This is a genomic window from Acidobacteriota bacterium (assembly GCA_028875725.1).
Classification (GTDB): domain Bacteria; phylum Acidobacteriota; class Thermoanaerobaculia; order Multivoradales; family Multivoraceae; genus Multivorans.
Map to the genome: position 1 here is coordinate 1,100,514 of JAPPCR010000006.1, position 23,057 is coordinate 1,123,570.

Genomic DNA, 23,057 nt, shown 5'->3' on the forward strand with positions numbered 1-23,057 from the left:
AGGAGAGCATCGTCATGATTCTGACCAAGAAGTCGCTCCCGCGGCGGACCTTCCTGCGCGGCATGGGGGCGGCGATCGCCCTGCCTCTGCTCGACGCGATGGTGCCGTCGATGACCGCCTGGGCGAAGACGGCGGCCAAACCGGTACGACGGCTGGGCTTCGTCTACATCCCGATGGGTTCCGACATCACCCGCTGGCGTCCGGCCGGCGGCAGCGGGGCCCTCGGTGAACTGTCGCCGTCGCTGAGTCCGCTGGAGGGCTTCAGGAAGCAGATCTCGGTGATCAGCAACCTGGAACTCAAGAACGCCTATCCCGGGACCCACGCGACCTCGAACGCGGCGTTTCTCTCCGCGGCGAAGGCGAAGTGGACCGAGAGCACGGACTACTACCTCGGCACGACGGTCGATCAGATCGCCGCTCAGCAGATGGGCCAGGAGACCCAGTTGCCGTCGCTCGAACTGGCGATGGACCTGATGGACATGGTCGGCCAGTGCGACAACGGCTACGCCTGCGTGTACCAGAACAACCTCTCCTGGTCGTCGCCGACGACGCCGCTTCCCGCCGAGGCGCATCCCCGGATCGTCTTCGAGCGGCTGTTCGGTGAGGGGGGCACGGCGGCCGAGCGGCGCGAGGGGCTGAAGCGCAAGGCCAGTCTGCTCGACTGGGTTCACGAGGACATCACCCGGCTCCAGGGCATGCTGGGCCCGGGCGACCGGGTCAAGGTCAGCGAGTACCTCGACTCGGTGCGCGAGGTCGAGCGGCGCATCCAGAAGGCGGAAGCCCAGTCCGACGAAGGCGCTCTGCCCGATGTCGACCGCCCTGCCGGCGTGCCCGCCGCGTACGCCGACCACGCCCGGCTGATGTTCGATCTCCAGGTGCTGGCGCTGCAGGCCGACGTGACCCGGGTCATCACCTTCCAGCTCGCCCGTGAGTCGAGCAACCGGACCTACCCCGAGATCGGCGTCCCGGATCCGCACCATCCGACCTCCCACCACGGCAACGATCCGGAGAAGGTGGCGAAGCTGGCGAAGATCAACCAGTTCCACGTCTCGTTGTTCTCCTACTTCCTAGAGAAGCTCGCGGCGGTGCCGGAGGGCGACGGCAACCTGCTCGACAACTCGCTCTACCTCTACGGCAGCGGCATGGGCAACCCGAACGTCCACGACCACGTGAACCTGCCGATCGTCGTCGCCGGCGGCGGCGGAGGCACCGTCCGCGGCGGCCAGCACGTCGTCTACGATCAGCCGACGCCGATGGCCAACCTGCACCTGACCCTGCTCGACAGCGTCGGCGTCCGGCTCGACTCCTTCGCGGACAGCACCGGCCGAATCGACACGTTGGCCGAACCGGTCCACCTGGCGGGCTGAGGGGAAGAGATTGCGTAGCTTCGCCCTAGCGTTCCTTCTTGCGGTGCCGGCCGCGGCCGCCACCACCAACGCCCCCCTCGCAGACGCGACCGAACACCTGGACACCGCCGCGATCGAGCGCCTCCTCGTGGCGTTCCCGGCTGCCGACGAGATCAACGCCGCCCAGGTCGACGGCATGACCGCGCTTCACTGGGCGGTCTACCACGATCGCGGCGACCTCGTCCGCCGCCTGCTCGACGCCGGCGCCGACGCCTCCGCCGTGAACCGCTACGGCGTCATCCCGCTGTCCCTGGCCTGCGCCAACGGCAGCTTCGAGATCGTCGAGGCGCTCCTGGCCGCGGGAGCCGATCCCAACGCGTTGCTGGCTGGCGGCGAGACGGTGTTCATGACCGCGGCGCGGACCGGCCGGATCGAGGTCGTCGAAGCGCTCTACGAGGCCGGCGCCGACGTCCACTTCCGCGAACCCCAGCGGGGCCAGACGGCGCTCATGTGGGCGGCCGCCGAGGGCAACCTGGAAGTCGTCGAACTGCTGCTCGAGGTCGGTGCGGACCCCAACGCGACTCTGGACTCCGGCTTCACGCCGCTTCTGTTCGCGGTCCGCGAAGGACGGATCGACGTGATGGAGGCCCTGCTCCGGGCGGGCGTCGACGTGAACGCGCCGACGCCGGGCAAGGCGGTGAAGCGGGACCGACCGCTGCCGGGCGGTCGCTCCGTCCGCCCCGGGTCCACGCCGCTGCTGGTCGCGGTGACGAACGGCCACTTCGAACTCGCGGCGCGGCTGCTCGACGCGGGCGCCGATCCGAACGCGGCCCACTCCGGGTACACGGCGCTCCACATGCTGGCCCGGGTGCGCAAGCCCGGGGCCGGCGACAACAACCCGCGGCCGGACGGTTCGGGATCCATGGACGGCCTGGACTTCGTTCGCGACATGGTCGGACACGGCGCTGATCTCGAAACCCGGATGAGGGTGAGGGCTCGCCTGAACAACACGAGCTACAACGAACTGGGGGCGACGCCGTTCGTGCTCGCGGCGCTCGTCGCTGACGCCGACCTGATGCGAACGTTTGCCGACCTCGGCGCCGATCCGCTGACCCGAACCGACGACGGCTCGACGGCATTGATGGCCGCCGCCGGTCTTGGCACCCGGTCGCCCGGTGAGGACGCCGGCACCGAGGAAGAGGTGCTCGAGGCCGTGCAACTCGCTCTCGATCTCGGTGCTGACGTCAACGCGGTCAACGCCAACGGCGAAACGCCGATGCACGGCGCGGCGTACAAGAACCTGCCGCGCGTCGTCCACCTGCTGGCCGACAGCGGCGCCGACATCGAGGTCTGGAACCAGCGGAACAAGTACGGCTGGACCCCGCTGACGATCGCGCGCGGCTACCGCTTCGGCAACTTCAAGCCGTCCCCGGTCACGGTCGCAGCCATCGAGACGATCATGCTTGGCGAAGGGGTGCGGCCGCCGACGGAAGAGGAAGAGGACGCCAAGGCGGTCGACATCTACGCCAAGCCGGCACCGAAGCCGCCGGAGCCGGAGGCGCCGGGGTCGACGCCGAAGAAGGACGAAGCGAAGAAACCTCCGGCGAACTGAGCGGTCTCCCATGCGACTGACCGCACTCTCGCTCGCCGGTGCCGCCACTCTCGTCTGCGCGGTCGCCCTCCCGGCCCAGGAGACTGCGCGGCCGGTACGCAACGACATCGCCCGCGCCGGCGAGGAGTTCCTCGTCCTTCGCCACCAGAAGCTCCAGAAGGGCGCCCACGAGCGCTTCTTCGAGTTGAGCCGCGATGGTGTCTGGCCGCTCTTCGAGAAGATCGGCAGTCGGGTCGTCGGACAGTGGCAGGTGGTTCACCCGGATGGCGGCGGCCGCGCCGACTTCGACGAGGGCTACCGCCTCGCCCGCTATCGCAGCTACAACCACTGGGCCGCCACCCGCGCGTCTGATCGGCTGGGCGGTAACGGCGAGGACTGGCAGGCCTTCCGCGAGGCGCTTGCCGCCAGACGCCAGCTGGAGCTGGGGTCGGACGGTCCGATCTACCTCGTCGGGGACATGGCGCCCGGCGGGCCGTACTACATGCCCGGTCTCGACGAGGAGTACGAGATTGCCGAGCCCGAAGGTGAGCCGGATGCCCGCGCCGAACTCCCGGTGAGGAGCGCCCGAGCCCGGCGGGGCGAGGAGATCATCACGCTGCGCTACTTCCGCATCCGCAAGGGGACCTTCGAGGAGTTCAGTCGGCTGAGCCGGGAAGGCATCTGGCCGTACTTCGAGAAGAACGGTGCGCGGATCGTGGGGCAATGGCGCCGGGTCTATCCGACGCCGGAGGGGCTCGATCGCAGTGGAACCGAAGTCGGTGCAACGGAGAGCCCCGACTTCGACGAGGTCTACATGATGGCGCGCTACGCCAGCTACGAGCACTGGCGGGCGACGAGACCCGCCGTCATGACGCGTCTGGGCGGCAACGGCCCGGACTACGAGGCATGCGTCGAAGCGCTGGAACGCCGGCGCAACCTCACGCTCGACACGTCGGTGCGGTTCCTGCGCGGGCACTTCTACGGCAGCCCGCCGGTCTACCTTCCGCCGCTTGACGAAACGTACCGCCGCGTCCGCTAGCGAGGGAATTCGAGTCAAGAGCAAGAATCGAGGTGCAATGCTGCGCCGGTCATACGAGGATTCTCTGCGCGGCACGTAGCTGCGGCCGCTACTCGGTGACGGAGTATCGGAGGGAGGATGGGTATGGCCGAATCAGTAGAGAACCGAACCTCGATGACGGGCGGCCGCCGTTCCCGGCCGAACGAACGGCCTCTCGCTGAACGGCATGCGGAGGTCGTGGCAGCGGCCTGCCGTTCGATCGAGGCGGCGGTGGAGCCCCCGGACCTCGACGCGCTGGCGCAGGCGGCCGGCATGAGCCGGTTCCATTTCCACCGGGTCTTCAAGAAAGTCACGGGCGTCACGCCGCGGGCATACGTCGCCGGCCATCGCGGGGGTCGGGTCCGCGAGGCGCTGCGCACCTCCCGAACCGTGACCGACGCGATCTACGATGCCGGCTTCAACTCGAGCGGCCGGTTCTACGCGGCGTCGTCCGAGCTGCTCGGCATGGCGCCCTCGACGTTCCGGCGCGGCGGAAGCGGAGAGACGATCCGGTTCGCCGTGGGCGAGTGCTCCCTGGGCTCGATTCTCGTGGCGGCGACGGGGAAGGGGATCTGCACCATCCTGCTCGGCGACCAGCCTGGCAGCCTGGTACGGGAGTTGGAGGACCGTTTCCCGAAGGCGGAACTAGCCGGGGGCGAGCCGGAGTTCGAGTCGTTGGTGGCGCGGGTCGTCGGCCTGGTCGAAGCGCCGGCCCTCGGCCACGACCTGCCGCTCGACATCCGCGGGACGGCGTTCCAGCAGCGGGTCTGGCAGGCGCTCCGGGAGCTTCCGGCGGGCGAGACCGCCAGCTACGGCCGGGTCGCCGCCGCGATCGGATCGCCGAAGGCTTCCCGGGCAGTCGCGAGCGCATGCGCCGCCAACCCGCTCGCCGTGGCGATTCCCTGTCACCGGGTGGTTCGCAGCGACGGCGCGCTCGGCGGCTACCGCTGGGGAGTGGAGCGGAAGCAGACCCTCCTAGCCCGTGAGGCCTCCCGCGCTGTAGTTGAATGAACCGGCGGTGGCCTGACAAAGAGCGACGCCTCGAGCATTCTTTCCGATGATCAAAATGAACACCGATCCGAACGGTTCGCTGTTTCCCGACCATGATTCCCTGACGGCAGCAGACCACAGGCTCACCGAGCGCCTTGGCGCGGCGCGACGTCTCATGCCGTCGCGCGACGTAGTTCCCGGCGGCCCGTCCGGCGTGTGGCTCCGGGAACTGCGAAGCATGGAATTCGACCAGCCCAAGGAGCTGGCGGGATTAGTGGAATGGGTGATCGAGGGGCTTGAAACCGGCACGGTACAGGTGACGCATCCGGGCTATCTTGGCCTGTTCAACCCTGCGCCGACGTTCGCCGCCGAGTGCGCCGACCGCATTGTCTCTGTATTCAACCCCCAAATCTGCGTCCATTCGCATGCGCCGGCGGCGGTCGAGATCGAACTGCACGTGATCCGGGAAGTAGCACGCAGGGCCGGCATGCCGGATGGCTCGGGCGGACACTTCACAAGCGGTGGATCGGAAGCGAACTTCACGGGAATGCTCTGCGCTCTGCAAGCAGGATCCCCGGCGTACGGTGATGATGGCTTGTGTGCATTCGCCCGTCCGCCGTGCGTTTTCGTGTCGGAGGAGAGCCATTTGGCATGGTTGAAGATCGCTCACGCCGCGGGCGTCGGGCGCAACGCGGTCCGGCTGATTCAGACCGATGGGCGCGGACGCATGGACCCAAAGGCGTTGACCGAAACGATCGAAACTGACGTCCGCAGTGGCAACATGCCTGTTATGATAGCGGCGACGGCTGGCACGACCAACGCGGGGATGGTCGATCCGTTGACCCGCTGCGGCGAAATAGCCAGAAAACACGGCATGTGGTTCCACGTCGACGCGGCATGGGGTGGTGCGCTGATTGCCAGAGATACCGGCGCTCTCAAGGGCATCGAACAAGCGGACTCGATCACGATTGACGCCCACAAGTGGTTCGCAACGACCATGGGGGCCGGCATGTTCCTGACCTCCAGACCGGATCTCGCCGCTCAGGTCTTCCGCATAGATGCGAGCTACATGCCCAGGAGCGACACGGCCAAGGACTTCTATGTCAATTCCAACCAGTGGTCGCGACGGTTCGTCGGACTGCGGATGTTTCTTGCACTCGGAACAGCGGGATGGATGGGATACGCGGACCATGTAGAGCGCGCCATTCGATTGGCGGACAGACTCGCATGGCTGTTGCAGCACGAAGGTTGGTCGCTCGTGAACCACTCTCCCATGGCCGTTGCATGCCTCGTGCCACCCGAAGGCCATGAAGCCGTTCGAAACTACGTCGATGCCGTTCGCAGCGACGGCCGGTTCTGGGTGTCAACTGCAATCTTCGAAGGCAAGCCGGTGCTGCGAGCCTGCATAACCAACGGGCGAACGAGCGAACGCGATATCGATGCACTCGTCGAAGTCCTGGCCTCCGTCCGGGTTTGATCACGACACCAGCGCCCCGTTTCGATAGAGCCCGCAGAGTCTTAGAGTCCGAGAACTCCCAGGCTAGGAGGAGAAGCTCGTGAACGTCAATGAACGTCTTGCCGAAGACCGCTGGTCAGGCGGGCTCGCAATCACTATCGAGTCCCGAGAACCGGACTTGGTGGTGGCAACAATGACTGTCACCGATGCGGCGAGGAACGCGTTCGGAACGGTTCACGCCGGAGCATTGATCTGGTTAGGCGATATCGCAGCGACGCTTTGTGCGGTCGGCGATCCGGACAGTGTGCGGGAAAACGGTGAAGGCTTCCCCTTGGCCGTGGACCTGCACACAGTCTTGCTCGGCAATGAACGCGACGGCAAGCTGACCGCCCGGTCGACGGCAATCAAGCGTGGAAGGAAGCTCATTGTTGTGCGGACCCTCGTAACGGGTCCAACAGACCGACTGCTGATTGACATGACGACGACGCACCTGCGAGCAGATTGAGGTCACTCTATGTGCCGGAGCCCGAAGAGAACGGTTCTCGTCGGCCTGACGATTCTGCTCGTCGGGACGGCGGGCGCTGCTGCCGGCGCGGACAGGCCGAGCGTGATCTTCATCCTGGCGGACGACCTGGGATACGGAGACCTCGGTTCGTATGGACAGCAGGTCATCCGGACGCCCAGCCTGGATCGCATGGCGGCTGAGGGGATCCGTTTCACGCACTTCTACGCGGGAGCGACGGTTTGCGCGCCGTCGCGCAGCGTGCTGATGACCGGGCAGCATTCGGGCCACACCCATGTCCGCGGCAACGGCAGGGGAACCGCTCAGTCGCTTCGCGACGAGGACGTCACGGTCGCGGAGGTCCTGAAGTCAGCCGGCTATGCGACCGGCCTGTTCGGCAAGTGGGGCCTCGGCGAAGTCGGCATGGAGGGCCATCCGCTGAGTCAGGGCTTCGACGCGTTCTTCGGCTACCTCAACCAGGTTCACGCCCACAACTACTATCCGGAGTTCCTGTGGCGGGATCTGGAGAGGGTCCCGCTCGGGAACAAGGTCGAGAGGACGCCGCGTCCTTATGGCGGTTTCGAAGGCGGCTGGGCGACGGAGCGCAACGAGTACTCGCACGATCTGATCATGCGCGAGGCGCTGGCATGGGTCGAGGAGCAGAAGGATGCACCCTTCTTCCTCTACCTCGCCCTGACGATTCCGCACGCCAACAACGAAGCCACGCGCGCCATCGGCGACGGGGCAGAGGTGCCGGAGTACGGCGTCTACGAGGCGGAGGCCTGGCCGGACCCGGACAAGGGTCAGGCGGCCATGATCACCCGCATGGACCGGGATGTGGGCACGCTGCTCAGGCGGCTCGCGGAACTGGGGATCGCTGAGAAGACGCTCGTCATGTTCTCGTCGGACAACGGACCGCACAACGAGTCGAACCATGACCTGCTCCGGTTCAACCCGTCCGGAAACCTGCGCGGCATCAAGCGGGATCTCTACGACGGCGGCATCCGCGTGCCCTTCCTGGCGTGGTGGCCGGGGACGATTCAGCCGGGCCAGGTCTCTGGGCACATCGGCTACTTCGGCGACCTGATGGCCACCGTCGCCGACCTCCTGGACGTCGACAGGCCACCGGGCACCGACTCGATCAGCTTCGCCCCGACGTTGCGGGGACGCCCCGGCGAGCAGAGGACGCACGACTACCTCTACTGGGAGTTCTACGAAGCGGGCTCGGCGCAGGCGGTGCGACTGCGGCAGTGGAAGGGCGTTCGCAAGCCGATGCTGACCGGCCGCCTCGAGCTCTACGACGTCGTGCGGGACGAGGGCGAACGGTACGACGTGGCCCGGAACTACCCGGAGTTGGTGAGGGAGATCGAGGGGATCATGGAAGAGGCGCACGTGCCTCATCCGAACTGGAAACCGCCGGCGAACCGTTAGGCAACGCCGTCCGGCGGTGGCCGGAAGCGGCGATGCAGGTGCTAGTTTCCGTGGACCGATGAAGTGCACCCGAATCGCCGCCGCCTGCCTCGCGCTGGCGGCGCCAGTCGCGCTGGACGCTCAGGAGAGGAAACCCGTGGACGTCTCGACACTCGGACCGCAAGTGGGGGAGCGGGTCCCCGACTTCGCCCTTCCCGACCAGCACGGGCGGATCCGGACGCTCGACTCGATCATGGGCGAGAAAGGGGCGATGATCCTCTTCCACCGCTCGGCCGATTGGTGACCGTACTGCAAGGCGCAGCTCGTGGAGCTGCAGGAACGGTTCGAGGAGTTACAGGCGGAAGGGCTGGGCACCGCCGCGATCAGCTACGACTCGGAGGAAGTGCTGGCCGCCTTCGCGAAGCGCCACGGCATCACGGACGTGCCGCTGCTGTCCGATGACGATTCCGCGGCGATTCGGGCCTTCGGCATCTACAACCACGTCGCGGAAGAAGGCGTCGGCCCAAACGCTGAAGACCCGGGTGTGAAGGCCGACGTGCTGCGGTACGTAGCCGTCTTCGGGGCCCTCCCAATAGCCGTCGGCACACCGTTTCCCGGGACGTTCGTCGTCGACCGGCAGGGGCGGGTGACGGCGCGCTTCTTCGAGGAGTTTTACCGCGAGCGGAACACGGCCGCGAACATCATGCTGAAGCTCGGCACACCGATCTCCGGCATCGCCGGCTCCAGCGGCGAGACGGCGCATCTCGAGATCAGCGCCACGCAGAGCGATCCAGCCATCACGGTCGGCAGCCGCTTCCACCTGGCGCTCGACATCACGCCTAAACCCGGCATGCATGTCTACGCGCCGGGGGCCGGCGATGCCGGGTACTGGGTCATCGGCTTGACGCTCGATGTACCGAGCTTCCTGCGGCTTCTGCCGACCGACTATCCAGGGTCGGAGATCTACTACTTCCAGCCGCTCGACGAGCGCGTGCCCGTTTACCAGGAGCCGTTCCGGCTGGTGCAGGAAGTCGTGGTCGAGGGCGACCGCGAGTCCTCGGCGAAACTCGCCGAGATCGACGCGTTGACGCTCACCGGTCGACTCGACTACCAGGCCTGCGACGACAGGATTTGCTACGACCCCGCATCGGTGCCGCTGACCTGGACGCTGACCGTCTCGCCGCTCGACAGGCAGCGGGCGGTGGCGGCGGGCGAGTAGGGTGCCGGTGGAGCTATGTTGTTAGAGTGGTTGGCCTTACAGACGGGAGACTTGACTGGGAGGTCGACCCTGGTGCCCGAGCCGCCGGTGCGCGTCATTCCGAAGAGCAACGCTGGTCCATGTCCATGATCTTGAAGCCGGATCGACCTCCGCTGAGTCCAAACGATGAACTGCCGCCCTTCCCCGAGGGCTGGTACTTCGTAGCCACGCGCGACGCGATTCAGCGCGAGAAGCTGATCGAGAAGACCTGGATGGGGGAGGAGATCGTCGCCTGGTGCGACGATGAAGGTCGCCTCTGCGTGGCCGACGCGTTCTGCCCGCATCTGGGGTCGCACTTGGGACCGACGGTGGGTGGCGTCGTGCGCGACGGTTGTCTCGTCTGTCCGTTCCACGGGTTCACCTTCGATTCCACCGGTCAGTGCGTCGCCACTCCGAATGCCCCGGCACCGAAAGCCGCCAAGCTGAAGGTCTACGAAACGAGAGAGGTCCTGGGGATGGTCTTCGCCTGGTGGGGATACGAGGGCCGGCCGGCGCACTGGCACTTGCCCGAAGACCCGCCCGCCGGACCGAAGTGGAGCGAGCTCCGGTCGTGCGTTCTGCGTTTTCGAGGTCACCCTCAGGAAACGACGGAGAACTCCGTGGACGTCGAACACCTGGCCTACACGCACGGCTACAGCGATGTGCGCCCTGTCGGTTCGACGTTGGTTCAGGGCGCCTACCTGAAGAGTTGCTTCGACTTCAGGCACACGCAGAGGGTCGCGGGCCTCGTGGATCTCGTGTTCGATGTCTCGGCCGTCACCCACGTCCACGGCCTGGGGTACTCGTTCGTGGAGTTCGTAGAGAAGACGATCGGCATGGAGTCGAGATTGTGGGTGCTCGCAACGCCAGTCGACGGCACGCTGGTGGATGTGGTGCTGGTCAGTCAGGTACGAGAGATCCGCAAGCCGGGCCGGTTCTTCGCGGGCTTCGGGTTCCTGCCGGTGAGCCTGCGCCACAAGTTGATGAACCGCATTGCCCTGAGCCAGGAGAAGCGGTTCGTTCTGCAGGACGTCGTGATCTGGGAGAGGAAGCGGTATCAGGCTCCGCCCCGGCTAAGCCGGGCGGACGGTCCCGTCGGCAAGTACCGCCAGTACAGCCGGCAGTTCTATCCGGAATTCGAGTCGGAGCGGAGGCGTACGCTACGAGCGATCTGAAGGGGCGGGGCGCCCCGGAGGATCGCCGGAACCAGGACAGATCATGAGATTCGCCGAACAGCTACTGCTGCTCTTGCACAGCCAGGACACCGGGTACTTCGTGCCTATTCCGGAGTGGAGGATGTCCTGCGCCCTGGCCGGCGCGGTGCTCATGGACCTCGCAATGGAGAACCGGATCGACTCCGACCTGGAAACGCTGACCGTCGTCGATACGACGCCCACTGGTGACAGCCTGCTGGATCCCTCGCTTGAGGATCTTGCCTGCGAGGAGAAGGTCCATCCACCGCAGTACTGGGTGGAGCGGCTTGCCCGGCGGGGCGACCAGATCAGCGACGACGCGATCGAGAGGCTGGTCCGGAAAGGCATCTTCGAATCCGACGACGGCGGTTTCTGGACCCTGTCGAAGAAAGTGACCCGCACTGGCCGCTATCCGCTCGTCGACGGCTGGGCGGGCGAGGAGATCAAGGGACGCATCTTCCGCACCCTGCTGGACAAGGAGTTCCCGGACCCCAGAGACATCGTGATCATCGGCCTCGTGCACTACTGCGACGGCTTCAAGGCCATGATGGAGCCGGAGGAGTACGAGGCCGCCGAAGAACTCATCGAGCTCTACAGCAAGATGGATCTGATCGGCAGGGCGATCGGCCCTGCCGTGCGCAGCTCCTATCGCCCGCCGGCCAGCATGCGGGCGTCGCGGCGGCGGCGGGCCATGCCGACCGTGGGGCTCCGCGACGCGCTCACCTCGAAGTCGTTCCGTGCCTGGAACCTGCCCAGGTTCTTCGCGGAGACGGCCCAGGAGTTGGGCCCGGTCTTCGAGATGAGGTTCCCGGGCAGGCGACTGGTCGTGCTTGCCGGTGTGGAGATCAACAGGTGGATGGCCAAGAAGGGCCGCCTTCATCTCCGGACGCGCGACTATCTCGAGGACTTCCAGCAGGAGTGGGGAACGGCGCGCTCGATCGCCAGCATGGACGGGGCGGACCACTTCCGCATGCGCAGGGTGGTGCGGGCGGGCAATTCCCGAAGTGTCGTCGAGGACCGGCTCGACGAGCTGCTTGCGCTTTGCCGGGGCTCGTTCAGGAGTTGGGGAGTGGGCAAGGTGCTCCCCGGCGAGATGACCTGCCAGCGTCTGGCCGGCGCGCAGATCGCGCGGCTCAGCGTGAGCTTCGATCCCCCGCTCGACCTTCTCGACGATCTACTGCACTTCGAGTATCGGGCGCTGCTGGTTCACGGGCACGGCCTGCTACCAAGGTTCACGCTACGCACGCCGTACATGAAGCGTTGCAAGCGGCGGGTGCTGGAACTGTACGCCATGATCCACGCTACCCACACCGAGGCGCAGCGGGCCGGCAAGCGACGAGACCTCGTCGACGACCTGATGGAGCTGCACCACGCGGACCCGCAGTTCCTGCCGGAGACCGACCTGGGGTTCGCATTCATCGCTCCGATCATCGCCGGTCACTACACGGGAAGCGCGGTTGCTTTCTCCATCTACGAACTGCTGCGCCATCCCGAGTACCGGGAGCAAATCGTCGCCGAAGCCGACGCGATGTTCGCGGGCGGAGACCCGACCGCGGCGGACGTGACTCCGGAAGCGACCGATGCGGCGCGCCGCTTTGTCATGGAGGTACTGCGGCTCCACGAGGTCGTTCCGGTCCATATGCGAACGGCCATGAATTCCTTCGAGATCGTGGGCATCGAAGTGCCGGCCTACAGCACGGTGTTGGTGTCATTCTCCGCGCCGCACCACATGAAGAACCACTACGCCGAGCCCGAGAAGTTCGACATCGATCGGTATCTGGAGCCGCGCAGCGAACATCGCCAGGCCGGGGTCTACGCACCGTTCGGCGTGGGGACGCATACTTGTGGTGGAGCGAGTTGGACGCGGCTGCAGATGGTGATGAACGTCTTGATGCTCGTCCACTACCTGGACCTGGAGATGGTCCCCCGGGACTACCGGTTGAAGCGGAACCCGCTACCCAAGAACAGCGTCAACCGGAAGTTCAGGTTCCGGGTCACCGGACATCGGCATCCGCTCGAACGAGGCCAGTAGTTCGCGCAGGATCCGCGACGAGTGATGAAGGCAGGGACACGTCCGCGCAAGGTCGCCATCATTGGCGGAGGCGTTTCGGGCCTCGGGGCCGCCTGGGCGTTTCATCACAGCTCGGACCGTTTCGATTTTCGGCTGTTCGAAGCCCAGGCCCAGCTCGGCGGCAATGCGGTCACCGCCGACATGCCGCAGGATGACGGTAGCTCGATCCCCTTCGACATCTCCGTCACGGCCTGCATTCCCTCGGTGTACCACCACATTCTGCTGTTGCTGAAGGACTTCGGCATCGAACTGCTCGACACGAGATTCAGCTACAGCGTGAAGTACCGGGGCCAGGTCTACGCTCACGACTTCGATTCCGACATCCGGGAGGAACTCCAGCCCGAGATCGAGAAGTTCCAACGGCTCCTGAAGCGTCTTCACTGGTTCGGTCGGTTGACCCACGCCCGGTCGAGGTTTCTGAACGCCCTGAACCCGTACAACTACATCAGCATGGGGACGGTGCTGAACTGGGGCGGCTTCTCCGGCGATTTCCGGTACAAGGTCCTGAAGCCGATGTTCGTCAACTTTCTGATGGCGACGAACGTGTTCGACATGCCGGCGTCGCTCTTCTCGAGGTACCTCGAGTTCTTCGACATCGAGCGCGCCACGCCCATGCAGACGTGGGACCAGGGGACACGCCGCATCTATGAGAACCTGTCAGCCGGCTTCCGGGAGAAGATCTACCTCAACCGTCCGGTCCGCAAGGTGTACCGCCGCCCGTCAGGTGTCGTGGTGAAGGACGAGGAGGGCGTTGAGGAGACGTTCGACGAGGTCATCTTTGCGTGCAATGCGAACCAGACCCTGATGATCCTGGACAGGCCGAGCTTCCTTGAGCGCTACATCCTCTCGTCGATCCGCTACGAGAGCGAACTCCACAACCACACGATCGTGCACTCGGATGCCTCGGTGCTGCCGGAGAGCGACGTGAAGGCCCTGGAAGCGCGTAGCAACCACATCGAACAGTACGGCTCAAGACCGGACAACTACGAAATCACCTACATCATGCACAACCAGCAGCCGTGGGCCCATCGTTCCGACAAGCCCTGTCTGGTGACCTACAACCCCATCAGCCAGATCGACGAGGAGAAGGTCGTCAAGCGGTGGTGGTTCCAGCACGTCGTGCATGACGTGCGTCATGTCGCGTTGCTCGTGCCCCTGTTCCGGTTCATTCAGGGCAGGAAGGGCGCCTGGCACTGCGGCGCCCACACGCTGATCAACAGCCAGGAGACGTGCTTCGTCACTGGCCTTGCCGCGGCGAGACAGATCGGCGCGGACTATCCCTTCGACGACCGCGAGGCGCGGCGGTCGTTCAACCACTACGGCGGCGTCATGTACGGCTGGCGACTGCGGAAGGCGAAGGGCTGACGAGGGCGTCAGGCGGCTACTTCGCGAAGCTGTTCGACGATCCGGAACTTCAGCTTCGCGCGAGGCTTCATGTTCGGGATCGGATTGAATTGAAGCCGGTAGTCCTTGGGAACGAGTTCGAATCTGAAGTGGCGGGCGATCATCAGGACGTTGATCGCCAGTTGCAGTTCCGTCTGCCGAAAGCCGAGACACCTGTGGGTGCCCAGGCCGTAGGGCGCGTAACCGGGATTGCGGTGCTCCGCTCGATCCGGCAGGTAGCGGTCGATGTCGAAGGAGTGGGGATCCGGGAAGACCTCCTCCATGTAGTGCGGTGCTGTCGAAGCGATGAAGAGCCTTGAACCGACCGGGATCTCGTAGTCCTCGATCACGCAGGCGTTCATCACGTTCCGGATGGCCATGGGGACGACCGGGTACATCCGGAGGGTCTCCATGAGGAAACGGTGTGTGACGTCGATCGTGGAGGGGTTGATGGCCTGACCGTCCGGGTCGCCGTTCTCGAAGAGGGCGTCGGCTTCGGCACGGATCTGCTCCCGCAGTTCCGGCTGCGTCGTCATGGCGTAGAGCGCGAAGCTGATGGCGTCGCCCACGTAGACGCTGGCGACCAGCGCCGCGGAGAGCTGGAAGCGCAGCGTGGTTTCCGGCACGAACTGCGGGTCGCTCGCGTGGAGCCCGAGCCAGTCGTCCGCCAGATCGCGCGGCTGGTCGATCCGCTGGGCCGGAGTATGTGAGCTCTGGATGCGTTCCAGGAGCTTGTCGACGGTCCTGGCCTTGCGCTTCATGCCGGGCGTGTTCATCATCATCTTCGGCAGGGCCCGCATGATGTGAACGGCCAGGGCGCGCTCCTTGTAGGCGACCAGTTCCCCGATGAGGTCCTGCGAGTCCACTCCGATGGTGAGTGGAGAGAGTTGCGCGTTGACCAGGAGACGGCAGGACCGGGCCGGGATGGCGTCGCCCACCTTCCAGTCCGCGAGGTACGTTCGAAGATAGGCGTAGAGGCGATCGAGCTGTCCGGCGAGCCTGCCGCGCGAGTATCCGGGCGACATGGCCTTGCGGAGTCGAAAGTGATCGGCGCCGTCAAGGGAAGGCATGACGCCGGACGCGCCGTAGACCTTCTCGAAGTCGTTGAAGTAGTCCTTCGTTCTCAGGTGCGTGCGCCCGCGCTTGTTGACCCACTGATTCACTTCGGTTCCTGCAAGGCAGATCATGCGCTCGCCGATCGGTGGGCGGAGCTCGAAGACGGGCCCGAACTCCTCAGCAAGACCGGCGAAGAGGGCGGGAAGGTTGCCGTCGCGGGCGTACTGGTTGCGCAGCAACTTCCGAAAGGGAATGCCCGGCATCTTCTTCGTCAGCGCCGAGTGTCGGCGGATCGGTTCCGCGATGTTCTGGGCAACCGCTTCGGCGATGGACCGGCCGATCAGGTCCATCCTGCAGACCAGCTCGATCCGTTCCTCGACGTCTTCGTCGATCTGGAAGATGAAGCGTAGAACGTCGCAGGCGTTGACGATGGAGAGAACGATGATGTCCCGCGGATCGGGAATCTCGTCGTTGAAGATGACGTCGGCGATGCGGTCCCGAATGAACTGGGTCGCCGTGCCTTCTTCGGATTGGCCGTGCGCGTCCGCCTGCCAGCCGGTTCGCGGAAGGGTCCAGAAGTCGCCGTCGTGGTGCTGGAGGATCTTCCGCTCCACCAGACGGTCGAGGGTGAGGTCGATGACGTCCTCGGCCTGTGGCGCGAGCCGTTCGATCCAGTAGCGGGCCGTTCGCTGGTCCGACGCCTGGGCCAGTTCCCCGAGAATCGGATCGAGAGCCGGGTCTCCGGTCTCCGTCGCGTCGACGAGATAGAGAGCATCCGGGTCCGTATCGATGCGCGACTGCAGGGAGAGCTCGGCGAGGACCGCGCCGGCAACGGCGCAGTGCAGGTGCCAGCCGGGGACCTGATGGAAGTAGCCGTTCTCCTCGTTGAGGAGCATCAGAATCAACTCGTCCGTGAGAGTCAGCCCCTGGCTCGGGGGAGCTGCGGAGGTGGGAGTTATGTGTGGTGGCCTTGTCGTCGGCGGGCTTATGCGGCCTCAAGGGCAGGGCCGGACACCCGGCGCCGAGAGGTCAGTCTAAGGTGAATCGTGTACAGGGCCGGTACGAGCAGCATCAGAAGAGAGGTCGTGATCGCGATGCCGCAGCCGAGCGAGGCGGCAAAGGGAACGAGGAACTGTGCCTGGATCGACGGTTCGAGAATCAGGGGCGTGAAACCGAGGAAGGTGGTCAGGGAAGTCAGCATGATGGGACGGAAGCGGCCCTTGGCACCTTCAACAATCGCGTCCTTTGCGGAGAGTCCTTCCCTCAGTTCCTGATCGATGAAGTCGATCATCACGAGAGAGTCGTTGACGACGACACCCGCGAGGCCGAAGAATCCCATGAAGGAGACCGCGCTCAGGGGGATCCCGAGGAACAGGTGACCGAGGATCACGCCGATGAACCCGAACGGGATCACCGCCATGACCAGGAACGGCTTGGTGTAGGAGCGCAGCGGAATCGCCAGCAGGGCGAAGATCATCAGCAGCGCGATGGCAAACCCTCGATAGAGCGCGCCCAGGGAATCGAGCTGCTGCTGCTGCTCGCCTCCGAAGCTGTAGGTCAGGTCCGGATCGGCGGCCGTCAGTTCCGCGAGAATGACGTTCTCCAGGATGTCGTTCGCCTCCCCGCCGGAGATCGCGGTCGGGTCGACGTCCGCGGTGACCGTGACGACACGCTGGCCGTCCTTGCGCCTTGCGGCGGGCGGCGACGTGCCTGAACTCAGCGAAGCGACCCGACTCAGAGGGACTTCGCCTCCGCCGGGCGTGCGGAGCAGGTAACTCTCGACGTCGGTGATCGCGTTGCGGTCAGCCTCGGGCAGGCGCACATAGACCCGGACCTCTTCCCGGCCTCGCTGAACCCGCAGGGCCTCTTCACCGAAGAACGCGGCTCGCGTCTGCCAGGCCAGGTCGTCGAGAGTGAGACCGAGGGTTCGCGCCTCCGGCAGCAGCTCGAGCTGGAGTTCCGGGACGCCCGGTGTGTGATCCGAGCGGATGTCGAAGATTCCTCCCACCGCGCGGAGTTCATTGACGACGGAATCGGCGATCTGGGCCAGGCGCTCGGGATCGGGGTGGGAGAGGACCGCTTCCACGGGGTTGCCCAGGTCGATGATCTCGCCGCTGAAGGTGACGCCGCGAACGTGGGGCAGGACTCCCACCTCTTCGCGCCATGCCTGAACGACGTCTCCGCTGGTGATCTGCCGTTGCCGGGCGCCCAGGAGTTTGAAGTCAATCGTGGCGATGTTGGCTTCGGGGTTCAGGGTCGGCTCCGGGTTGAGTCCCCCGCCCTCGATTCGCGGCCGCTGCCCCACGGTCACGGTGACTCCGGAGAGCAGGGGAGGCGCATCGTCCGGCCGATCCTCGGAGAGTCGGTCGATCGCGCGGTGGCCGGCCGCCTCCAACTCTCGCGCCACCTCGTACGTTCGCTGCGCGGTCGTTCCGTCGGGCATCTCCAGGCTGGCCGTGGCGAAGTCGCCCTCGACGTTCTCCGCGAAGGTGGCCGGCACGATGCCGGCCGGTACCAGGGCAACGCAGACCACGAGCAATCCGACGCCTGCCGCGATCGTCACCCCGGGGTGAGCCGTCGCGAAACGGAGGCCATGGTCGAGCGGGCCCTGCAGGAATCGGTTCAGCGCGCGATCCACACCGCCCTGGATCCGTGCCGCGACCCGATCGACGGGGCCGGTCGGCTTCCACTCCGGACCGTGCAGGTGAGACAGGTGGCGGGGCAGCACCAGCGTCGATTCGACCAGGGAAAACAGCAGCATGGCGATGACGATGATCGGCAGCGCTCCCCAGACCTCGCCGATTCCGCCGGGGATGAAGAGCAGGGGGATGAACGCCACGACCGAAGTGAGTACGGCGAAGGTCAACGGCACCAGGATGCGTCGAGTGCCGCGAATCGCGGCCGTGAGTCCCGGCGTGCCCCGCATGCGTTCGTAGTGGATGTACTCGGCGACGACGATCGCGTCGTCGACGACGATGCCGATGGCGAGGACGAACGAGAAGAGGGAGATGGCGTTGATTGCCAGGTCGAGCGCCAGCATGACGGCGAGCGCGCCGATGCCCGAAACGGCAAGGCCGACGGCGACCCAGAAGGCGATTCGGAGCTCGAGAAACAGGCCCAGCGCGATGAGGACCAGCAGGAGGCCCAGCGCGCCGTTCTTGAGGAGGATGCTCGCGCGCTCCGTGTAGGCATCGGACTCGTCATTCCAGACGGTCACTCCCAGGCCGTCCGGAAGCGAGGGAGTCAACACGTTGTCCACGTACTCCAGAACGGCGTTGGCGACGCCCATCGCGTGCTCGTCTTCGGCTCGAAAGACCTCGATGAAGGCGGCGGGTTCGTCCTGGTGCCGGACGATCAGGTCGGCATTCTGAAAGCCGTCATGCACCTCCGCGACATCCCCGAGGCGGACCGCCGTGCCGTCGCTCCTGCTGAGGAGGATGATGTCTTCGAAGTCCTGTTGCTCGTAGCGCTGGCCGAGGGTCCGTACGCGGACCTGTGATTCCCGCGTATCGATGCTGCCCGCGGACAGTTCGAGGGAACTGCGGCGAATCGCCCCGGCCACGTCACTGAGTGTGAGTCCGAGGGCTCTCAACCGCCGTAGCGGTACTTCAACCGAGACCTCGTAGTTCCGCACGCCGCTGACGTCGACCTGGGAAACGCCGGGAAGCGAAGTGAGCTGATCCTCGACCTGGTAGGCGAGTTCCTTCAGCGAGCGCTCGGAGATATCGCCGTAGAGGACGAGTCGGATCATGCTCTGGCGGTTCGTCATCTCCCGGAACAGGGGACGTTCGGCGCCGCCCGGAAACGACTGGATCCGGCCGACGGCGGACTCGATGTCGTCCTGCGCTTTGGCCATGTCCGTACCCGACTTCATCTCGACCCTGACGGATGCCATGCCGGGGGCCGCCACCGACTTGACCGCCTTCACGTCTTCCAGACCGCTGACCTCGTCCTCGATCTTGACGACGATGGATTCCTCCACCTCCTCCGGGGTCGCCCCGGGGTAGGCCATCGTGACTTCGATGTGGTTGAAGGGTACGGTGGGCCACGCCTCCCGCTCGAGACCCGTCAGCGCCACGAGCCCCGCGGCGATGATGGCCCACATCAACAGGTTGGCGGCAACACCGTTGCTCGCCATGTAGGCGATCGGCCCGGGCCGTTCGCCCTGGCTGCTGCCGTCGTTGGAAGTCACTTGTGTTCCATGAGTTTACCGCGACGGCGGCGCTTCGGCCGGCGCTAGCCGAGCGCGGCGGTCCAGAAGGCCATCATGTCCTCGTGGAACGCCCGAGCCTGGTCGCCGGCGGTGCCGATCCGTGCGCCCCTGCGTCCGTACGGCGACTTGACCTGGTAGATCATCGCGTCGCGCTCTGTGAAGCCCGGATCGGCCTCTCCACTCACGGGGTGGACGAGGGCGCCGTCGTCGCGGATGTAGATCGTCGGAGCCCCCGGGCTTGTGGATGCGTCCGGGACCAGTTCCACCGGCGTGTCACGGTCGAAGCTGTGGTGCGTGTCCGGGAAGAGCCGGAAGCTGGCGTCGCATCCGCAGAGGGTCATCGCGTGCATGTGGGCCTGGACCTGGAGCGGCAGGCACCACTCGTCCAGATCGCCGATGACGGAGCGCACGACGGTGCGGCCGACGTCCGGCCTCAGGAACTGGAAGCCCGACCACGGATAGGCGGCGTACACGGCGGCGAGTCCGGAAGCCCGTTCAGGGTCGACCAGGGGCGCCAGGCAGGCCGCGGACAGCACCGCCGACCCGCCGCGGCTGTGGCCCTGGGCGCCGATGCGCGCCGCGTCGATGTCCGCGCGCCGGGTCAGCACTGCGGCGGTCGCGAGCACGTCCCAGGCGCTGGCGGCGAACGAGTACTGCGCCTGGTTGGCGACGGTGGAGGTCACGCCGCGCGTGCCGAAGGGGTCGATCACACAGGAGGCGATCCCGGCCTCCGTGAGCAGGTCCGCCTTGGCGAGGTGAGACGGCGCGACGCCCAGGCTCCCAGGCACGACGATCACGACGGGCCATGGACCCTTTCCGCGCGGCAGGAACAGGCTGCCGAGGATCTCCGTGGCCGGCATGGCGCTAGGTTCGGAGATCGCCTGGTGGAAACCCGTTGGATCGGCGGTGGGGATAGGGAGCGTCTCTCCGCCGATGCCGTTCCCGAGAACCACCGGCCCCTCGGTCAGGCTGACCGTTGCGCTGCTGCTGCTCGTTGGCACTTGACCGCCTCCTTCGTCGCCCTGGCTGCTGAGGCCAGCGAGCTTACGTTGTCGGTTGGAGGCGAGGCGTGTCGGCGTCTTCCTGCAACGGCGTTGTAAGATCGCGCCACCCAATAGGGAGACAGCTACGCACCAGGTAGGACCAGCGCTGATCGCGTCGGTGGCGCTGCTGATCTCGGGCTTCGTCCCGGGCGGCGCCGGCGCCGGTGCGTTCGAGGCGGAAGTCGAGCCGCTGTTCGAGGCGTCGTGTCTGACGTGTCATGTCGGGACGGAGATGACGCCGCTCGACCTGACCCTGCTCGGTCGCGACCTGGCCGACCGGGAGACCTTCCGCCTTTGGGAGCGCATCTTCGATCGGGTCAGCGGAGGGGAGATGCCGCCGCCTGGTGCTCGCAGGCCGGCTCAGCGCATCGTCGACTCGGCGCTTGACTCCCTGAGAGGCGCCCTGCTCGAAGCGAACCGGGTCGAGCGCGCCGGGCAGCGCACGCCGCTCCGCCGCCTCACCAGGCTGGAGTACGAGTACACGATCCAGGACCTGCTGGGGATCGATCCCGACGTGGCCGCGAGCCTGGCCAACGACCTGCCAGAGGAGACGGACACCGGCGGTTTCGACGTGGTGGCCGAGAATCAGGGCATCTCGCCTCTCCACGTCCGCAGCTACCTGACCGCGGCGGCCGGCGCGCTCGACGAGGCGCTCAGGACCGGCCCGCAGCCCGAGACGCGAACCGTCGAGATCGACTACAAGAAGTCGCCCTATCTCAACCGGAACTCGGTCGGCGAGTACCTCGGCGCCGGCATCGTCAAGATTGTCGACGACGCAGCGGTCATGTTCTTCGAGGGCGGCTCGACCTACACCTTCCACAGCATGACCGAGGGTTTCCTCGTCGACATGCCGGGCCGCTACCGGGTGACGATCGACGCGTACCCCTACCAGGCGACGTCGCCGATCACGCTGACCCTCTTCCACGGCAATCAGCAGGGAGTCGCGACCGCGGCGCTGAACAGCCTGATCGGCTCGTTCGACCTGGTGGAGCCCGAAGGCCGGGTCGTCGAAGTCACTCCCTACCTCCGGCCGCGCGATCTGGTCGCTCCTTCGCTGGCCGACGCCTACCGGCCGCCGGACGACAAGGTGTCGTACTTCGCGGCGGAGCGAAACGTCCAGGACTACCCGTGGGAGGGCATCGCGTTCCGGACGATGACGATCGAGGGGCCGCTCTTCGAGGACTGGCCGCCGCGCAGCGCGAGGGAACTGCTCTCCGGGATCGAGTTCGACGACGCGGGCGAACCGGTGCTCACCAAGGCGCCGCAGGAGCACGTCGTCGACGTCGTCACGCGCTTCGGGCCGCGCGCCTTCCGGCGGCCGCTCACGGAGGGCGAGCTGGAAACCTACGCCGCGCTGGCGAAGCCCGCCCTCGAAGAGGGACTGCCGTTCATCGAGGCGGTCCGTGAGCCGTTGCGCGCCATGCTGATCGCTCCGGCGTTCGTCTACCACGTCGGGAGCCGGGGAGAGCTGGACGACTTCCAGGTCGCGACGCGGCTCTCCTACCTGCTCTGGCGTTCGATGCCGGACCGGGAACTCTTCGATCTGGCGGCCGCCGGCAGGCTGTCTGACGACGACGTGCTGGCGAGCCAGGTCGACCGGATGCTCGACGATCCGAAGAGCCAGCGGTTCATCGAGGACTTCGCCGGCCAGGCGTTCCGGCTTTACGAGATGAACGCGACGACGCCCGACAAGGCGCTCTATCCCGAGTACGACAGCCGGCTGGGACAGGCGATGACCCGCGAGACGCAGCTCTTCCTGGCCGAGCTCCTCGCGGAGGACCTGAGCGTCGGCAACCTGATCGACTCCGACTTCACCTTCCTCAATCGCCGCCTCGCCGAGCACTACGGCTTCGAGGGCGTCACCGGCCAGCAGATGCGGAAGGTGGCGATTCCCGAGGACAGTCCCCGCGGCGGCCTGCTGACCCAGGCGAGCATTCACAAGATCACCGCCAACGGCACGACGACGTCGCCGGTGCCGCGCGGCAACTTCGTGCTCGCGAATCTGCTCGGTCAGCCGGCGCCCCCGCCCCCCGCGGGCATTGAGGGCCTGGAGCCGGACACCCGGGGCGCGACGACGATCCGCGAGCAACTCGACAAGCACCGCACGGACACGGTCTGCAACAGTTGCCACCGCAACATCGACCCGCCGGGCTTCGCGCTCGAGTCCTTCGACCCGATCGGCGGCTTCCGCGAGGCGTACCGCATTCCGGGCGAGGAGGGCGCCGGCGGCTATCGCAAGGGGCTTGCGGTGGACGTCACCGGCGTCACCCCGCAGGGACAGGTCTTCGTCGGCATCGAGGAGTACAAGAAGCTGCTCTACGGCAACGAGCTCGACCAGGTGGCGCGCCACATCGCGTCCCAGTTGATCGCCTTCGCCACGGGCGCTCCGGTCGAGTTCGCGGACCGTGAAGCGGTGGAGGACATCCTCAGCGAGCTCGCCGAGGACGGCTATCCCCTGCGCAGCATGATCCGGGAGGTCGTGAAGAGCGATCTCTTCGACAACCTGTAG

The 23,057-nt window shown here is 66.2% G+C and carries 16 protein-coding genes and 1 pseudogene; 14 read left to right on the forward strand and 3 right to left on the reverse strand.

The window, feature by feature from the left end:
- Nucleotides 1-14 precede the first annotated feature (14 nt).
- The 13 genes and pseudogenes from OXI49_06520 to OXI49_06580 all read left to right on the forward strand — a co-directional run bounded on the left by OXI49_06520 (nt 15) and on the right by OXI49_06580 (nt 14,218).
- On the forward strand, nt 15-1,367 hold the full coding sequence (locus OXI49_06520; protein MDE2690154.1) for a DUF1552 domain-containing protein: 1,353 nt from the start codon (nt 15-17) through the stop codon (nt 1,365-1,367).
- Nucleotides 1,368-1,377: 10 nt separating this feature from the next.
- Nucleotides 1,378-2,958: an ankyrin repeat domain-containing protein gene (locus tag OXI49_06525; GenBank protein ID MDE2690155.1), complete on the forward strand. Its 1,581-nt coding sequence runs from the start codon at nt 1,378-1,380 to the stop codon at nt 2,956-2,958.
- A gap of 10 nt (nt 2,959-2,968) precedes the next feature.
- Nucleotides 2,969-3,976, forward strand: coding sequence for a hypothetical protein (locus tag OXI49_06530; GenBank protein ID MDE2690156.1), 1,008 nt, complete (start codon nt 2,969-2,971; stop codon nt 3,974-3,976).
- 123 nt (nt 3,977-4,099) lie between these two features.
- Nucleotides 4,100-5,005, forward strand: a complete 906-nt coding sequence (locus OXI49_06535; protein ID MDE2690157.1) for a methylated-DNA--[protein]-cysteine S-methyltransferase — start codon at nt 4,100-4,102, stop codon at nt 5,003-5,005.
- A 46-nt stretch (nt 5,006-5,051) separates the two neighbouring features.
- On the forward strand, nt 5,052-6,461 hold the full coding sequence (locus tag OXI49_06540) for an aminotransferase class V-fold PLP-dependent enzyme (protein ID MDE2690158.1): 1,410 nt from the start codon (nt 5,052-5,054) through the stop codon (nt 6,459-6,461).
- A gap of 79 nt (nt 6,462-6,540) precedes the next feature.
- Nucleotides 6,541-6,945, forward strand: a complete 405-nt coding sequence (locus OXI49_06545; protein MDE2690159.1) for a PaaI family thioesterase — start codon at nt 6,541-6,543, stop codon at nt 6,943-6,945.
- Nucleotides 6,946-6,954: 9 nt separating this feature from the next.
- Nucleotides 6,955-8,373, forward strand: coding sequence for an arylsulfatase (locus OXI49_06550; GenBank protein MDE2690160.1), 1,419 nt, complete (start codon nt 6,955-6,957; stop codon nt 8,371-8,373).
- 58 nt (nt 8,374-8,431) lie between these two features.
- A complete protein-coding gene (locus OXI49_06555; GenBank protein ID MDE2690161.1) occupies nt 8,432-8,656 on the forward strand; it encodes a hypothetical protein in 225 nt (74 codons plus the stop codon).
- A gap of 15 nt (nt 8,657-8,671) precedes the next feature.
- Nucleotides 8,672-8,995: pseudogene (locus OXI49_06560) on the forward strand (redoxin domain-containing protein).
- 60 nt (nt 8,996-9,055) lie between these two features.
- A complete protein-coding gene (locus OXI49_06565) occupies nt 9,056-9,571 on the forward strand; it encodes a protein-disulfide reductase DsbD family protein (protein ID MDE2690162.1) in 516 nt (171 codons plus the stop codon).
- Between the two features lie 119 nt (nt 9,572-9,690).
- Nucleotides 9,691-10,764, forward strand: coding sequence for a Rieske 2Fe-2S domain-containing protein (locus tag OXI49_06570; protein ID MDE2690163.1), 1,074 nt, complete (start codon nt 9,691-9,693; stop codon nt 10,762-10,764).
- A 43-nt stretch (nt 10,765-10,807) separates the two neighbouring features.
- Nucleotides 10,808-12,814 carry a cytochrome P450 gene (locus tag OXI49_06575; GenBank protein MDE2690164.1) on the forward strand — a complete coding sequence of 669 codons (2,007 nt, stop codon included), beginning with the start codon at nt 10,808-10,810 and terminating at the stop codon, nt 12,812-12,814.
- 24 nt (nt 12,815-12,838) lie between these two features.
- Nucleotides 12,839-14,218 carry an FAD-dependent oxidoreductase gene (locus OXI49_06580; GenBank protein ID MDE2690165.1) on the forward strand — a complete coding sequence of 460 codons (1,380 nt, stop codon included), beginning with the start codon at nt 12,839-12,841 and terminating at the stop codon, nt 14,216-14,218.
- Nucleotides 14,219-14,226: 8 nt separating this feature from the next.
- Here OXI49_06580 and OXI49_06585 read toward each other — a convergent pair whose 3' ends face one another.
- From OXI49_06585 to OXI49_06595, 3 genes are all read right to left on the reverse strand, one after another.
- On the reverse strand, nt 14,227-16,197 hold the full coding sequence (locus tag OXI49_06585) for a cytochrome P450 (GenBank protein MDE2690166.1): 1,971 nt from the start codon (nt 16,195-16,197) through the stop codon (nt 14,227-14,229).
- 80 nt (nt 16,198-16,277) lie between these two features.
- Entirely contained in the window at nt 16,278-19,484 is a 3,207-nt protein-coding gene (locus tag OXI49_06590) for an efflux RND transporter permease subunit (protein MDE2690167.1), read from the reverse strand.
- 44 nt (nt 19,485-19,528) lie between these two features.
- A complete protein-coding gene (locus OXI49_06595) occupies nt 19,529-20,506 on the reverse strand; it encodes a dienelactone hydrolase family protein (protein ID MDE2690168.1) in 978 nt (325 codons plus the stop codon).
- Between the two features lie 160 nt (nt 20,507-20,666).
- On the opposite strand from OXI49_06595, the gene OXI49_06600 reads away from it, so the two are divergent.
- On the forward strand, nt 20,667-23,057 hold the full coding sequence (locus OXI49_06600) for a DUF1592 domain-containing protein (GenBank protein MDE2690169.1): 2,391 nt from the start codon (nt 20,667-20,669) through the stop codon (nt 23,055-23,057).